Annotated in this window: 15 protein-coding genes; 8 read left to right on the forward strand and 7 right to left on the reverse strand. The window is 60.4% G+C overall.

Annotation, left to right across the window (positions count from 1 at the left end; all coding sequences use genetic code 11):
- Positions 1 to 22: 22 nt before the first annotated feature.
- The gene (locus ACP15U_RS04320; protein ID WP_425043910.1) at positions 23 to 475 is read right to left on the reverse strand and encodes a GNAT family N-acetyltransferase; all 453 of its coding nucleotides are present in this window, start codon (positions 473 to 475) and stop codon (positions 23 to 25) included.
- Positions 472 to 1,413 carry a nucleoside hydrolase gene (locus ACP15U_RS04325; RefSeq protein ID WP_425043911.1) on the reverse strand — a complete coding sequence of 314 codons (942 nt, stop codon included), beginning with the start codon at positions 1,411 to 1,413 and terminating at the stop codon, positions 472 to 474. The genes ACP15U_RS04320 and ACP15U_RS04325 overlap by 4 nt, the downstream gene beginning before the upstream one ends.
- Positions 1,414 to 1,509: 96 nt before the next feature.
- Here ACP15U_RS04325 and ACP15U_RS04330 point away from each other — a divergent pair, with 96 nt between their 5' ends.
- The gene (locus tag ACP15U_RS04330) at positions 1,510 to 2,388 is read left to right on the forward strand and encodes a hypothetical protein (protein WP_425043912.1); all 879 of its coding nucleotides are present in this window, start codon (positions 1,510 to 1,512) and stop codon (positions 2,386 to 2,388) included.
- A 12-nt stretch (positions 2,389 to 2,400) separates the two neighbouring features.
- On the opposite strand, the gene mazG is transcribed toward ACP15U_RS04330, so the two are convergent.
- Positions 2,401 to 3,222 (reverse strand): nucleoside triphosphate pyrophosphohydrolase, encoded by an 822-nt coding sequence (mazG, locus tag ACP15U_RS04335; RefSeq protein ID WP_425043913.1) that lies wholly within the window; start codon positions 3,220 to 3,222, stop codon positions 2,401 to 2,403.
- Positions 3,223 to 3,288: 66 nt separating this feature from the next.
- On the opposite strand from mazG, the gene ACP15U_RS04340 reads away from it, so the two are divergent.
- From ACP15U_RS04340 to ACP15U_RS04355, 4 genes are all read left to right on the forward strand, one after another.
- On the forward strand, positions 3,289 to 4,452 hold the full coding sequence (locus ACP15U_RS04340; RefSeq protein ID WP_425043914.1) for a M20 aminoacylase family protein: 1,164 nt from the start codon (positions 3,289 to 3,291) through the stop codon (positions 4,450 to 4,452).
- Between the two features lie 56 nt (positions 4,453 to 4,508).
- Positions 4,509 to 5,480, forward strand: coding sequence for an agmatinase (speB, locus tag ACP15U_RS04345; protein WP_425043915.1), 972 nt, complete (start codon positions 4,509 to 4,511; stop codon positions 5,478 to 5,480).
- Positions 5,477 to 6,424, forward strand: coding sequence for an agmatinase (gene speB / locus ACP15U_RS04350; RefSeq protein ID WP_425043916.1), 948 nt, complete (start codon positions 5,477 to 5,479; stop codon positions 6,422 to 6,424). The genes speB (ACP15U_RS04345) and speB (ACP15U_RS04350) overlap by 4 nt, the downstream gene beginning before the upstream one ends.
- 68 nt (positions 6,425 to 6,492) lie before the next feature.
- Entirely contained in the window at positions 6,493 to 6,912 is a 420-nt protein-coding gene (locus ACP15U_RS04355; RefSeq protein WP_425043917.1) for a DUF1499 domain-containing protein, read from the forward strand.
- Here the strand turns inward: ACP15U_RS04355 and ACP15U_RS04360 are convergent.
- Complete coding sequence (locus ACP15U_RS04360) at positions 6,835 to 7,143, reverse strand: hypothetical protein (RefSeq protein WP_425043918.1); 309 nt, start codon at positions 7,141 to 7,143, stop codon at positions 6,835 to 6,837. The genes ACP15U_RS04355 and ACP15U_RS04360 overlap by 78 nt on opposite strands.
- 62 nt (positions 7,144 to 7,205) lie before the next feature.
- Between ACP15U_RS04360 and prfA the strand changes: the two genes are divergently transcribed.
- The 3 genes from prfA (at position 7,206) to ACP15U_RS04375 (ending at position 9,977) form a co-directional block, all read left to right on the forward strand.
- A complete protein-coding gene (prfA, locus tag ACP15U_RS04365) occupies positions 7,206 to 8,276 on the forward strand; it encodes a peptide chain release factor 1 (protein WP_425044275.1) in 1,071 nt (356 codons plus the stop codon).
- Positions 8,273 to 9,130, forward strand: a complete 858-nt coding sequence (gene prmC / locus ACP15U_RS04370) for a peptide chain release factor N(5)-glutamine methyltransferase (protein WP_425043919.1) — start codon at positions 8,273 to 8,275, stop codon at positions 9,128 to 9,130. The genes prfA and prmC overlap by 4 nt, the downstream gene beginning before the upstream one ends.
- A 241-nt stretch (positions 9,131 to 9,371) precedes the next feature.
- Positions 9,372 to 9,977 (forward strand): DUF4167 domain-containing protein, encoded by a 606-nt coding sequence (locus ACP15U_RS04375; RefSeq protein WP_425044276.1) that lies wholly within the window; start codon positions 9,372 to 9,374, stop codon positions 9,975 to 9,977.
- A 193-nt stretch (positions 9,978 to 10,170) separates the two neighbouring features.
- Here ACP15U_RS04375 and rsmA read toward each other — a convergent pair whose 3' ends face one another.
- The 3 genes from rsmA to ACP15U_RS04390 are packed head-to-tail and all read right to left on the reverse strand — an operon-like array spanning position 10,171 to position 13,207.
- Positions 10,171 to 11,013 (reverse strand): 16S rRNA (adenine(1518)-N(6)/adenine(1519)-N(6))-dimethyltransferase RsmA, encoded by an 843-nt coding sequence (gene rsmA / locus ACP15U_RS04380; RefSeq protein WP_425043920.1) that lies wholly within the window; start codon positions 11,011 to 11,013, stop codon positions 10,171 to 10,173.
- Complete coding sequence (pdxA, locus tag ACP15U_RS04385; RefSeq protein WP_425043921.1) at positions 11,010 to 11,987, reverse strand: 4-hydroxythreonine-4-phosphate dehydrogenase PdxA; 978 nt, start codon at positions 11,985 to 11,987, stop codon at positions 11,010 to 11,012. Before pdxA ends, rsmA begins: the two co-directional genes overlap by 4 nt.
- Positions 11,984 to 13,207 (reverse strand): peptidylprolyl isomerase, encoded by a 1,224-nt coding sequence (locus tag ACP15U_RS04390; protein WP_425043922.1) that lies wholly within the window; start codon positions 13,205 to 13,207, stop codon positions 11,984 to 11,986. The genes pdxA and ACP15U_RS04390 overlap by 4 nt, the downstream gene beginning before the upstream one ends.
- Positions 13,208 to 13,211 lie beyond the last annotated feature (4 nt).

Genomic DNA, 13,211 nt, shown 5'->3' on the forward strand with positions numbered 1-13,211 from the left:
CAATGCCCAAGTCAGTCTGCGGTCAGGTCAATCTCTTGCTCATCAGCAAATACTTTGCCCGCAAACAAAAGCCCGCGCGTTCGTAAAGCCGCTGCGCGGTTTCGTTCTCGCGGTTGACCTCAAGATGGATGGCGCAGACACCGGCTTCGGCCAGTGCCTTGGGCAGATCGTGCAGCACTTCTGAGGCGATACCGCGGCCTCTGACCGCGGGGCGAATATAGATCTCATCCAGAAACGCATCCATGCCGCCGAATTCTACCGACCATCCAAATGTGATGATGGCGTATCCCAGAGGGGCACGGGCAGGGCCGATCAGGTATATGCAACCATGCGGAATCCCTTCCAACAGCGGCAGGAGGGCAGAGCGGCGCTGATCTTGGTCCTGAACGATTCCTTCTTCGGAATGGAAGGCGGCGACCAGCGACAGGACACGATCGAGATCTTCCGGCCGGGCAAGGCGCAATGCGGCGCTCATAGCCGCGACAGCCGCTCGGTCAGCAGGGCAAAGAACCCGTCCGCATCCAGATCGCCTATGAAGATCGCATTTGCAGGCCGATCCGTAACGCCCCACCAGTCGGCAACCGTCATGCCACGGGTCAGTTCGGAAGTCGTCTCGATTTCCACGTTAATGTGACGCCCCGAGAACAGTTCGGGTTCGAGCAGATATGCCGTCACACAGGGGTCATGCAGCGGAGCGCCGAGTGAGCCGTATTTTTCCTTGTCGAACCGTTCGAAGAAATCCGTCATTTCCGCAACAGCGGTCCCGACCGGCGTTCCGAGTGCGCGGAAGGCATCGTTGCGGTCGCGGGTGACCAGAGCTTTGTGGGTCACGTCGAGCGGGTGTACAATGATCGGCGCGCCGGATTTGAACACGATGTCGGCAGCTTCGGGGTCGACATAGATGTTGAACTCTGCCGTCGGGGTGATGTTGCCCACTTCAAAGTAAGCCCCGCCCATCAGGACGATCTCCTGAACCCGTTCGGCAACATCAGGCGCGCGCTCAAAGGCGGTTGCAATGTTTGTCAGTGGACCCAGCGGACAAAGAGTGACCGTTCCCGGTTCTTCCCGACGCAAGGTTTCGATGATGAAATCGACTGCGTGACCGTCGGCCAATGTCATCGTCGGCTCGGGCAGAACCGGTCCATCGAGCCCGGTTTTTCCGTGCACGTGTTCCGCAGTCACCAATTTGCGCGTCAAAGGAGCGTCACAGCCCGCGTAGACCGGAACATCCGTGCGCCCCGCCAATTCGCATACGATGCGGGCATTGCGTGCAGTCAACGACAGCGGAACATTGCCCGCAACAGCGGTAATACCGAGCACATCCAGGTCGTCCGGACTGGCCAAGGCCGTCAGGATCGCCACAGCGTCATCCTGCCCTGGGTCGGTATCGATGATGATCTTGCGCGCGCTCATGTGTTTCTCCGCTGATTGAGCGGTGAACCTACTGACCACAGCGCAGTTGTCCAGAAGGCGATTGCGCCGCGGCAGCTTCTGGCCCATTTTTGCGCCATGACAAAGCCCGTATTCATCCATGCCGGCGCCCATCGGACCGGCACAAGTTCCTTTCAGCAATGCCTTTTTACCAACATGAAAGTGTTGGGAGATCTCGGTTTTGATCTGGCTTACCCCGGTCGCGACGGCGTTCCCAAGGGCCGCTTGCGCCTGCGTTTGCCGCGCCCTCGCCACGGGCGCAAACGGATACCGCAATTCGCTGACTGGCTACGGCCGCATCTGGAGCAGTTCAGCCCAGATCCAGACCGGGCCCTGATTCTCTCCGAGGAGAACATTCCCGGCCCGATGCGGCATTTCTCGGACGGAAAGTTCTTCCCGGCATCGGGAAAACGGCTCGAGACACTTGCAGAGGCGCTGCCCGGTCCGCCACGGCATCTGATCTATGTCGTGCGGTCTTACGATCAGCTCTACGTATCCGGCTATCGCAAACGGGCTGAGGATAATCCGGTGCCGCCCTTTGCCGAACTGGTGCCTTTCTACATGCAAATTGATCGCGGCTGGCCGGAGCTGATTTCCGATGTCGTCGAATTTCTTCGCCCGCAGCAGGTGACGGTGATCCCCTACGAGCGGCGTGGCAGCAATGTGGATCTGCTGCGCGTTCTGGTGCCGGAACTTGCCGAAGCTCCGCTTGCGGAACCCGAAACGACGCTGAACCTGTCAGCGACCGACGCTGCGCTTGAGGCCTTGCAGGCACGCTATCGCGCAGGCGAGGAACTGACGCGAAAGCAGTGGCAGGGGGTCATCGCTGAACATGCCCATGACCGCGCGCCGCGTGGTGTGGCAGCGTTTCCCGAGGCGGACCGAAACCGGCTCAACGATCGCTATCTTGTTGACCTCGCCCGATTGTCGGAAATGCCGGATATCCGGTTCATCTGATCAGATTGGCCGTCAACCGGATGCCCGTTCATCCAGTTTCACCCGATCCCAGAGCGCATCCATCTCTTCGAGGTCGCTTTCCTGCGGGGTCTTACCGCGATCCGCCAAATGCGCCTCGATCCCGGCAAACCGGCGAGTGAACTTGGCGTTGGTCCGTCGCAGCGCGGCCTCGGGTTCAATGCCGAGATGGCGCCCAAGATTGACGATGACAAATAGAAGATCACCGAATTCGTCTTCGAGTGCATCCATGTCCTTCAGATCGCGGGCTTCTTCCAGCTCGGCGGCCTCTTCGGTGATCTTGGCCAGCACATGAGAGGCATCGGGCCAGTCGAACCCGACCCGCGCGGCGCGGTTCTGCAACTTGTAGGCGCGCAGCAAAGCGGGCAGGTTGGCCGCAACGCCATCCAGCGTGCCCTGCTGTTTCTTTCCGGCCCGCTCTGCGGCCTTGATCGCCTCCCAGTCGCGTGTCTGCTGTTCCGCAGACTTGTCTCGGGTTTCATCGCCAAAAACATGCGGATGCCGGGTGACCATCTTGTCGGACATGGTGCGGACGACGTCCTGAAACGAGAAATGCCCGGCCTCCTGCGCCATCTGGGCGTGAAACACGGACTGGAACAGCAGATCGCCAAGCTCGCCTTTGAGCTCATCCCACGCTTCGCGCTCGATCGCATCGGCCACCTCATAGGCCTCTTCGATGGTGTAGGGCGCGATGGTAGCGAAATCCTGCTCTATGTCCCAGGGGCAGCCCGATTGCGGATCCCGTAACCGCCGCATGATCTCGAGCAGTCTTTCTATCCCTGCGTCAGAGTCGTGGATCAACGCATCGTCAGCCATTGCAGCGGTCCTCATTCCGGTGTCAGATGCATCCATTCCGCAGCTTGGTCAAGGAGTCCACCCTCAATGCCCGTCGTCAACCGAATTGCCGAATTCGCCAGTGACATGGCCCAGTGGCGCCAGCACCTGCATACAATCCCCGAGCTCGGACTCGACTGCCACGAAACATCCGCATTTGTCACCGAACGGTTGCGTGAATTCGGGGTGGACGAGATTCACAATGGGTTTGCCCGCACCGGACTGGTTGCAATCATCAAAGGGCAGGGCGACGGGCCCACGATCGGGTTGCGTGCAGATATGGACGGCCTGCCAATCGAAGAGGAGACGGGGCTGGCCTACGCCTCGAAGACGCCGGGCAAGATGCATGCTTGCGGCCATGACGGGCACACAACAATGCTGCTGGGTGCAGCCCGCTATCTGGCTGAAACACGCAAATTCTCGGGGCGCGTGGCCTTGATCTTTCAACCCGCCGAAGAGCAGGGAGCCGGGGCAGAGGTCATGGTGGACGAGGGCATCATGGACACGTTCGATATTTCACAGGTCTATGCGCTCCACAACGCGCCGGGATTTGAGCCAGGCGGTTTCTTTACCACGCCCGGGCCCCTGATGGCGGCGGTCGATACGTTCCACGTGGATATTCAGGGGGTAGGTGGCCACGGGGCCATGCCCCATGAGACCCGAGACCCGGTAATGGCGGCCTGCGGCGTTGCACAGGCGTTTCAAACGATCGTCAGCCGCAACAACTATGCACTCGATGATCTTGTCGTTTCGGTGACCCAGATTCATACCGGCACGGTCGACAACGTGATCCCGGATACGGCTTACATCAACGGCACGGTGCGAACCTTCGATCCCAAGGTTCAGGACATGGTAGAACAGCGCATGGGCGAGATTGTGGCCGGGCAGGCTGCGAGCTACGGTGTCGAGGCCACCCTGCGTTATGAGCGCGGATACCCGGCAACCGTGAACGACCCGGAAAAGACCGGTTTTGCCACCGAAGTAGCCCGCGACATCGCCGGAGACGCGCGGGTGGTTGCAGAAGCCGGGCGCGAGATGGGGGCCGAGGATTTTTCCTACATGCTGCAGGCGCGTCCCGGTGCCTATCTGTTCGTCGGTCAAGGCAACAGCGCGGGGCTGCACCACCCCAAATACAACTTCAATGACGAGATTGCCCCGGTAGGTGCATCGTTTTTTGCGCGCATCGTCGAGACTGCGCAACCGTTGGCATGAAAATGGCGCCGGCGTGCGCTCAATAAACAGATTGATCAGGCAGGGAGCACGGACACATGGGCCTTGAAGACGCAAAAAGCAAAGTGGACGAGGCGTTCACCCGCAACGACCTCAAAGGGCTTTCCTTCGAGAATACATTCGGCGGAGCAATGTCGTTTCTGCGTCGGCGTTACACCAAGGATCTGGACGGGGTAGATATCGCCGTCACCGGTGTGCCCTTTGATCAGGCGGTCACCAATCGCCCGGGCACCCGACTGGGTCCCCGCGCGATCCGTGAGGCAAGCGCGTTGCAATCGCCGGATGCACCCTATGGATGGCCGTTCGATGCGCTCAGTGAACTGGCGATCGTAGACTATGGCGACATGGCATTCGACTATGCCAACATCCCCGAGTTTCCGGATACTTTGACCCGCCACATCCGCTCCATTCTGGCTGCCGGTACGGCTTCGGTTACCCTTGGCGGCGACCACTATATCAGTTTCCCCATTCTGAAAGCCTATGCCGAGAAATATGGCCCGATCTCGCTGGTGCAGTTTGATGCTCATACCGACACATGGGCAGACGACGATATGAATCGGGTCGATCATGGCACCATGTTTTACAAGGCGGTAAAGTCGGGGATTGTCGATCCGGCCCGCTCGGTGCAGGTCGGAATTCGGACCACGAACGAGGATACGCTGGGCGTCAACATCATCGACGCCCGCGAGGTGCATGAGGCCGGACCCGTGGCAACGGCGCAAAAGATCCGCGAGATCGTCGGCAGCCATCCGGTTTATCTCAGCTTTGATATCGACGGGCTGGATCCGGCCTATGCGCCGGGCACCGGCACTCCCGTATGGGGTGGTCTGACCAGTGCGCAGGCGTCGATTATCTTGCGCGATCTGGCAGGTATCAACATAAAGGGGGGTGACGTGGTCGAAGTTTCGCCGCCATTCGACACCACCGGAGCCACTGCAATCGCCGGGGCGCATGTGGCCGTGCAGATCATCTGCCTGCTGGGCTGGACCCTGCTGAAAGACGCCGAATGAGCGGGTTCAACCAGCCGATCAGCGGCAATGATCTGGCCCGGTTTTCCGGGCCGAACACCTTCATGCGGCTGCCGCAGGCCAACGTGCTTGACGGGCTGGACGTCGCGGTTCTGGGCATTCCGCAGGACATCGGAACATCGTGGCGGTCGGGCACCCGTTTCGGTCCCAAGCAGATCCGCGCCGAAAGCGCGATGATCCGGCCCTATAACATGGCAACCGGAGCGGCCCCGTTCGACAGCCTGCAGATTGCGGATATCGGCGATCTGGCGATCAACACGTTTTCGCTGGCCGACAGCCTCGGGATCATCCGCAACAGTTATGACGGCATCCTTGCCGCAGGAGTGATCCCGGTGGCGATGGGCGGGGATCACTCCATCACTTTGCCCATCCTCAGGGCGATTGCCGTGCGGCACGGACCGGTTGCGTTGGTGCATGTGGATGCCCATGCCGACGTGAATGACCAGATGTTCGGAGAACGCGAAACCCACGGCACGGTTTTTCGCCGGGCTTGGGAAGAGGGGCTGATCCAGCCGGACAAGACATATCAGATCGGGATTCGGGGATCCGGCTACGGCGCAGACGACTTCACTCAGGCACAGGGTTGGGGGTTCCAGCATTTCCCTGCGCACGAGCTCTGGCACCGTAGTCTCGCCTCGATGGGTGCGGAAATTCGTCGCGATATTGGTGATAGGCCGGTCTACATCTCCTATGATATTGATAGTCTTGATCCGGCCTATGCTCCGGGTACCGGCACGCCAGAAATCGGTGGTTTAACAACGGCTCAGGCGTTGGAGTTGATCCATGCCCTCAGTGGCGCAAATGTTGTCGGCTGTGATCTGGTCGAGGTTTCGCCTCCCTACGATCCGTCGGGAAACACGGCCCTGACCGCTGCGAACCTGCTCTTTGAGATGATCTGCATCCTGCCGGGCGTAAAACAACGATAACCGGCCCGCTGGCGCAAAGACCGGCAGGGTCGCCAGGGAAGCGGATTTCGGGAAAGATGAGAAGGCTGATGGTGTTTCTTTGGATTCTTCTGGCGGTCGTGGTTGTCGTGTTGGGGTACATTCGGCTGGCGCCGAGCGATCCGGTCGAATGGCACGTTGCCCCCAAGGGCGATGAAAGCCGGGACTATGGGCGCGGTGTTCTGTGGGTGATCGAAACCGGTCCGGACGGGCTGGAAAAACTGGACGAAATCGCGCAATCAACTCCCCGAACCACAGTTCTTGCGGGTTCAGTATCTGAAGGATTGATAACCTATGTGACGCGAACGCCGACCATGGGGTTTCCGGACTACGCTTCTGCACAGCAGGATGGGAATACGCTGAAGATCTACTCGCGCAGCCGTTTCGGCCGATCAGATTTTGGTGTTAATCGGGCCAAGGTCGAAGGCTGGGTTGATGCTTTGCAGGCGGGGGGGCAGTCGGGAGGATAGACATCCTTCTTGAACCTCGCGCCACATAGGGACGTTCAGCGACATCTGGCATTGCGCCATGAACATGCGACCGTCAACCTGCAGGCAGATGGTTTCTCCCAATTCGACCCGCGAGCCGCGGCTATCGGTGCAGTAACAGTCCTGAACCTTGCCGCCGGGACCAACGACATCGGCCGCGACCGGTGAGGCGGGCGTCAACACTGCCAGAATGAATGCAAATGCCTGTTTCATACGTCTAGAATAGCATAGCCTCGCCCCTTGACCAATTACGCATGATACCGCACACCGCCCAAATGGTCCCAGAAGAACGTCTAGAACAGATCAGCCAGCGTTTTCAGTATCTGGAAGCGGCCATGGCCGATGGTGCCAGCGGTGGAGATATCGCCGCTCTGGCAAAGGAGTATTCCGACCTCAAGCCGGTCGTCGAACAAATCGCCGCCTGGCGGCAGTTGCGCACAGATCTGGCCGAGGCCGAGGAAATGCTCTCCGATCCCGATATGAAGGAATTGGCCGAAGAAGAATTGTCGGGTCTCAAGGCGGCGCTGCCAGAGGCCGAACAGGCTCTGCAACTGGCGCTGTTGCCGAAAGACGAGGCCGACGCCCGGCCCGCCATTCTGGAAATCCGACCCGGAACGGGTGGCGACGAAGCGGCCCTTTTTGCCGGTGACCTTCTGCGCATGTACCAGCGGTTCGCCGAAACGCAGGGATGGAAGCTGGAGATCATAGAAGAGCAGGCGACCGAGCTTGGCGGCATCAAGGAGGTCGTTGCCCATATCAAGGGCGAGAATGTCTTTGCCCGGTTGAAATTCGAATCCGGCGTTCATCGGGTGCAGCGGGTTCCGACAACCGAAAGCGGGGGACGTATTCATACCTCGGCGGCCACCGTCGCAGTTCTGCCCGAGGCCGAGGACGTGGATATTCAGGTCGATCCGGGGGATATCCGGATCGATACGATGCGCAGCTCCGGCGCGGGCGGACAGCATGTCAACACGACCGATTCGGCTGTCCGGATTACGCACATTCCAAGCGGTATCGTTGTGACCAGTTCGGAAAAATCGCAGCACCGAAACCGCGAGATCGCCATGCAAGTTCTCAAGACACGGCTTTTCGATCTGGAGCGCCAGCGGGTGGACAGCGAACGATCGGCCGACCGCGCCAGTCAGATCGGATCTGGCGACCGGTCCGAGCGGATTCGCACCTACAATTTTCCTCAAGGCCGCATGACGGATCACCGGATCAACCTGACGGTCTACAAGCTGGACCAGATCATGCAGGGCGACCTGATCGAGGTGATCGATGCCCTGACCGCCGACGATCAGGCGCGCCGCCTTGCCGAGATGGGGCAGGAGGGCAAGGGAGTATGAGCGTTCCTGCAAATGAGACTCAGACGGCCGCTCAGGCTATGGCTGCGGCCGCGGCGCGGCTGCGGGCGGCCGGGGTTCCCGACCCTGCGCGCGATGCGCGGTTGCTGCTAGCCCATGCCGCCAAGGTCGAGGCCGCGCGCGTGACCCTGATCGCGCCTGAGGCGCTCGACCCTGAGATCGCCGAGCGATATGAGAACCTCATTGCATTGCGGGTGATCCGTGTGCCGGTGTCGCATCTGATTGGCGAACGCGAGTTTTATGGTCGCCGGTTCAAGGTCAGCGCCGATGTACTGGATCCACGGCCCGAGACGGAAACCCTGATTGAGGCGGCGTTGTCGGAACCGTTTGACCGCGTTCTGGATCTTGGGATTGGGTCGGGATGTATTCTGGTGACATTGCTTGCCGAGAACTCGACCGCCTCAGGCATGGGCATCGATATCAGTGAGGCGGCTTGCTTGCAGGCCAGTGCAAACGCGGTTCTGCACAGGGTGGCTGACCGTGCCGAGATCCGGCAGTCGGATTGGTTTTCTGGTGTCGAGGGCGTGTTCGATCTGATCGTCTGCAACCCGCCCTATATCGCGCGCGAAGAAATGGATGGGCTTGCAGAAGAGGTTCGCAACCACGAGCCGGTTCTGGCCCTCACCGATGGGGCCGATGGGCTGGAATGCTATCGGTCGATCGCGCCGCGTGCCCCGGAGTTTCTTGCTGCGGGAGGGCGGATTCTGGTCGAAATCGGCCCGACGCAGGGGCAGGCAGTGTCCGATCTGTTTGCGGAGTCAGGGCTCTCGAACGTCCGGGTAATCCGTGATCTCGACGGGCGAGACCGCGTCGTTTGCGCACAGTTGGTTGCCTGAACACCCCAGAACGGGGTTATTGTTGCCAGTTTTTGCCTAATCCCGGTAAAAAACGCGTGGACAATGCGCGGAGCCCCTTGCCACCCGGCTCTGGACGTGTTTACTCATAACTGTCGCAGCGCAGGAGACACCTATGCTCTCGCGCGACACCAAGCCCCAAAAGTCGATTTCCCGGCGCGTCACAACGCATGGATCGTCAAACGGGTTAATCGGCAGTGAGAATAAGGCTGACCAAGGCAAAATGAGATCTTCGAAATCACGTTCGCGGTCTAAATCGAACCGCAACCGCCCCTCTGGTGGCAATGTCGTCAACCGCGTGTTCGACAGCTCCGGCCCCGAGGGCAAGGTGCGCGGTACGCCGCAACAGATCATCGACAAATACAACCAGCTCGCCCGCGATGCGCAGTTGGGCAATGACCGGGTGGCTGCGGAGAACTTCCAGCAGCATGCCGAGCATTACCTGCGCCTTCTGAGCGAAGCGCAGCGGGAGATCGAGGCCCGCCGCGAAGAGCAGGAACGGCAGAACCGCGAACGCCAGGCCGAGCGGGATCGGGAGCGCGCAGAACGCGCCGAGCGTCAGGAGCGTGAAGCCGCCACGCGGGTTGAAGACCCTGCCGAGGCGCCCCAGCCGGATGTGCTGGATCTGGGTGCAGTTCCGGCTGAAGACGACAACGGCCTTGTCGAAACACCTGAAAGCAAGCCCAAAAAGCAGACCCGTCGACCGCGCGGCCGCAAGCCTGCCAAAGCCGATGATGCAAAGTCCGATGAAGGCAAAGCTTCAAAGAAAGCGGACGAAAAAGACGCAGTCGAAGCCGGAAACGGCGATACGCCGGAAGCGGCTGAGTAAGCCCGCGGCGGAAAAGCCTGAAACCGACAATGTCGAAGGGTGCCCGAATAACGGCACCCTTTGTGCTTTCCGGGTTAAATCGATGAGGCCGGGTCGCTTCCTGCGCGACGAGACGGAAGCTGCAAAAATGGTTGGAGAATCGGTTCCGAAATCTCGAAGCCGTGCCAGCCAGTTCGACTTGCCAGTTTGCCGTTCAGTTCTTTGCAAGCGATCGGGCCAGCGCGCAGAAAGCCTCTAGTGGAACCCGTTCCGCTCGTTCGGTTGGCGCAACGCCGGCCGCTTTCAGGTGTTCCTCGATATCAGGGGCGATACCTTTGAGCGCGGCGCGGAGCATTTTGCGGCGTTGGTTGAACGCTGCGGCAACGACGCGCGAGAGGATGGCCGCATCGGCAGGAAAGCGGGGCTCTGGCAGAGCAGTCAGGTGGACCACCGCTGATGATACCTTCGGCGGTGGCGTGAAAGCCCCGGGAGGCAGAGACAGCGCTATCCGCGCGTCAGCACGCCATTGGGCCAGAATAGCCAGACGCCCATAGGCCTTGGATCCCGGTTGCGCGACGATCCGCTCGGCCACTTCGCGCTGGAACATCAGGGTCAGGCTTTCCCAGAACGGCGGCCACTCATCAGGCGTGAGCCATCTGACCAGAAGCTCCGTGCCGACATTGTAGGGCAAGTTGGCCGCGACCCGGATTGGCGGTGCCAGATGGGCAAGCGGGTCGATTTCCAGCGCATCCCCGTTTATGACCTCGAGACGGCCGGGATAGGCTTCGGCAATTTCAGCAAGGGCGGGCAGGCATCGTGTATCCTTTTCGATCGCCAGCACTTTGCGTGCGCCTTCACTGAGAAGGCCGCGGGTCAACCCGCCGGGGCCAGGGCCGATCTCCAGCACATCGCACCCGGCCAGATCTCCGGCTTGACGGGCGATCTTGGCGGTCAGGTTCAGATCCAGCAGGAAGTTCTGGCCGAGCGACTTGCGGGCCGACAGCTGGTGTTTGGCAATCACGTCGCGCAGTGGCGGGAGGGTGTCGATGGCGCTCATGTCGCGGTATGCCTTCCCCGCGCCATGGAATGCGCGAGCTTCAATGCCTCGATCAGGCTGGACGGGTTTGCCTTTCCCTGTCCGGCGATATCGAACGCGGTGCCGTGGTCGGGGGAGGTGCGAATGAACGGCAGCCCCAGCGTGACGTTCACGCCCCGGTCGAAATCGAGTGTCTTGATCGGGATCAGGGCCTGATCGTGATACATCGCAATTGCCGCATCATACCCTTTTCGGGCCGCGGCATGGAACATCGTATCAGCAGAGAGCGGACCAGTGAGCGTATAGCGGTCATTCTGTATCTCAGCCAGCAGCGGACCGATCCAATCGAGTTCCTCCCGGCCCATGACGCCGCCTTCTCCGGCATGGGGGTTAAGCCCCGCGACGGCGATACGGGGGTGCGGGATGCCAAAATCACGGGCAAGAGCAGCGGCGGTGATCTCGATCGTATCGCGCAAACTGTCCGGTGTCAGAGCATTGGGCACTTCGGACAGGGCGATGTGAATCGTTGCCGGCACAACACGCAATTGAGGCCCGGCTAGCATCATCACGACCCGGTCGCATCCGGCCAGCGCAGCGAGAAACTCGGTGTGGCCAGGATAGGAAAAACCGGCTCCGTCGATCAGTGCCTTCTTGTGAATGGGGGCTGTGCAGACAGCGCCTGCATCCCCGGACTGCACCAACTCAACCGCACGCCTGATTACATCAATCACGCCTTGCGCGTTGCGAGGGTCAGGTTTCCCCGGTGTGCGGGAGGCCGCGAACCGATGCACAAGGACGGGCAGGGCGGACGCACTGACCATTGCTGTTTCTGCGGGGTCGGAAATCTCTACAGTCGGCGTGTCAGCAGGCAGATGTGCCGGATCGCCGATCCAGAAAAACGGGCACTCGGTCTTCAGCTCAGCCCAGGCCGCAACAGCCAGTTCCGGTCCGATCCCTGCCGGTTCACCGCAGGTCAGGGCAATCGGGGCGGTCATTCTTCTACTATAATCGCATCGGCCCGCAACTGCTCAAGATAGCTGTCAGCGAAGGTCGAAAGACGTTGCTGTGTCAGAGCGTTGGCTACATCCTCGCGCGACGCGCCGTCACCCAGATCGGCTGTCCGGTCGCAGAGCATCACCAGCATCCGGGTCTGGCCGCCATTCGCACTCATGTTTACTGAGATCTCATTGGGGTCGAGGCGCGCCAGCTCAAGGGCGACATCTCGCGGGATTTCACCCGGTTTCTTGTTTTCACGCGCAAGGATTTCGGGCGGCAACCCTTTGGCAGCTCCGTAGAGATCATCGCAGGTATCCGTGCGGTTCTTGATTTCCGTGGCCTTGGCAAGTGCCTGCTCAGGGGAATTTGCGGAAACCTGCAAGACCGCATACTCGATCGAGGCATATCGCGGCGACCCGCCGCCGGTTTCCTGAATGGAGCGCATCTGGAACAACGCGACGGCCTGCGGCAAGGGAATTGGGGCAGTGATCTCTCCGGGAGAAAGGCCCAGAATGACCGGTTGCAGGGCCGGAGGAAGCTGGCTGAGAGGCAGCCAGCTCATGCGCCCGCCTTCCTGACTGCTCGCGGCTGCTGAATACTGCCGGGCGGCGGATTCGAACGCGTCAAAACCCTTCAGTTCCGAGATCTGCTGAGCCAGCTCGTCAACCTGTTCGAAGTTCTGCGGAGACAGGGGCAGGATGATTTCGGACAGGAGGACCCGCAAACCTCCACCACCGCCGGCCTGACCCATGGCCCGGCTGATTTCGGCGTCAGTGGGGCGGGCACGGGACAGGAAATTTGCCCCCACATAGTCCCGCCATGCCAGCTGAATCTTGATGAAATCGCGCAATGTTTCATAGGACACTCCGCCTTGTTCCAAGGCCTGAATGAACTCTTCCGACGAGAGCTCAGCGCGGGCGGCGAATTCGTCGATGCCGGCTTGTACGTCTTCCGGAGCAACCGAAATGCCGACCTGATTGATCGCCTGTTGCCTGAGCCTGTCGTCGATCAGGGTCTCGCGCGCCATTTTCACCGGATCGCCGGGAATGCGCAGAAGCTCCATGAACAGTTGCCGTTGTTGCAATTCGAACAGAGTGATCGCGTCTTCGTTCACCCGGATCACCGGTGCGAACAGGTTTTGTGCCGCAGTTTGAACGGGCGCCAAGGCCAAGCTGGCAGCCACAATGAAAGACGACAAGGAAAAACGCCGCTGGTTCATTTTA

The organism is Primorskyibacter sp. S87 (assembly GCF_049801055.1).
Classification (GTDB): domain Bacteria; phylum Pseudomonadota; class Alphaproteobacteria; order Rhodobacterales; family Rhodobacteraceae; genus JBNAGF01.

Excerpts from the sequence above, each read along its gene's own strand:
- speB (WP_425043915.1), top strand. The coding sequence starts at position 4,509 with ATGGGCCTTGAAGACGCAAAAAGCAAAGTGGACGAGGCGTTCACCCGC.
- prmC (WP_425043919.1), top strand. The coding sequence starts at position 8,273 with ATGAGCGTTCCTGCAAATGAGACTCAGACGGCCGCTCAGGCTATGGCT.
- pdxA (WP_425043921.1), bottom strand. The coding sequence starts at position 11,987 with ATGACCGCCCCGATTGCCCTGACCTGCGGTGAACCGGCAGGGATCGGA.
- mazG (WP_425043913.1), bottom strand. The coding sequence starts at position 3,222 with ATGGCTGACGATGCGTTGATCCACGACTCTGACGCAGGGATAGAAAGA.
- ACP15U_RS04390 (WP_425043922.1), bottom strand. The coding sequence starts at position 13,207 with ATGAACCAGCGGCGTTTTTCCTTGTCGTCTTTCATTGTGGCTGCCAGC.
- ACP15U_RS04330 (WP_425043912.1), top strand. The coding sequence starts at position 1,510 with ATGACAAAGCCCGTATTCATCCATGCCGGCGCCCATCGGACCGGCACA.
- ACP15U_RS04360 (WP_425043918.1), bottom strand. The coding sequence starts at position 7,143 with ATGAAACAGGCATTTGCATTCATTCTGGCAGTGTTGACGCCCGCCTCA.
- ACP15U_RS04320 (WP_425043910.1), bottom strand. The coding sequence starts at position 475 with ATGAGCGCCGCATTGCGCCTTGCCCGGCCGGAAGATCTCGATCGTGTC.
- prfA (WP_425044275.1), top strand. The coding sequence starts at position 7,206 with ATGGTCCCAGAAGAACGTCTAGAACAGATCAGCCAGCGTTTTCAGTAT.
- ACP15U_RS04355 (WP_425043917.1), top strand. The coding sequence starts at position 6,493 with ATGGTGTTTCTTTGGATTCTTCTGGCGGTCGTGGTTGTCGTGTTGGGG.
- speB (WP_425043916.1), top strand. The coding sequence starts at position 5,477 with ATGAGCGGGTTCAACCAGCCGATCAGCGGCAATGATCTGGCCCGGTTT.
- ACP15U_RS04375 (WP_425044276.1), top strand. The coding sequence starts at position 9,372 with ATGAGATCTTCGAAATCACGTTCGCGGTCTAAATCGAACCGCAACCGC.
- ACP15U_RS04340 (WP_425043914.1), top strand. The coding sequence starts at position 3,289 with ATGCCCGTCGTCAACCGAATTGCCGAATTCGCCAGTGACATGGCCCAG.
- ACP15U_RS04325 (WP_425043911.1), bottom strand. The coding sequence starts at position 1,413 with ATGAGCGCGCGCAAGATCATCATCGATACCGACCCAGGGCAGGATGAC.
- rsmA (WP_425043920.1), bottom strand. The coding sequence starts at position 11,013 with ATGAGCGCCATCGACACCCTCCCGCCACTGCGCGACGTGATTGCCAAA.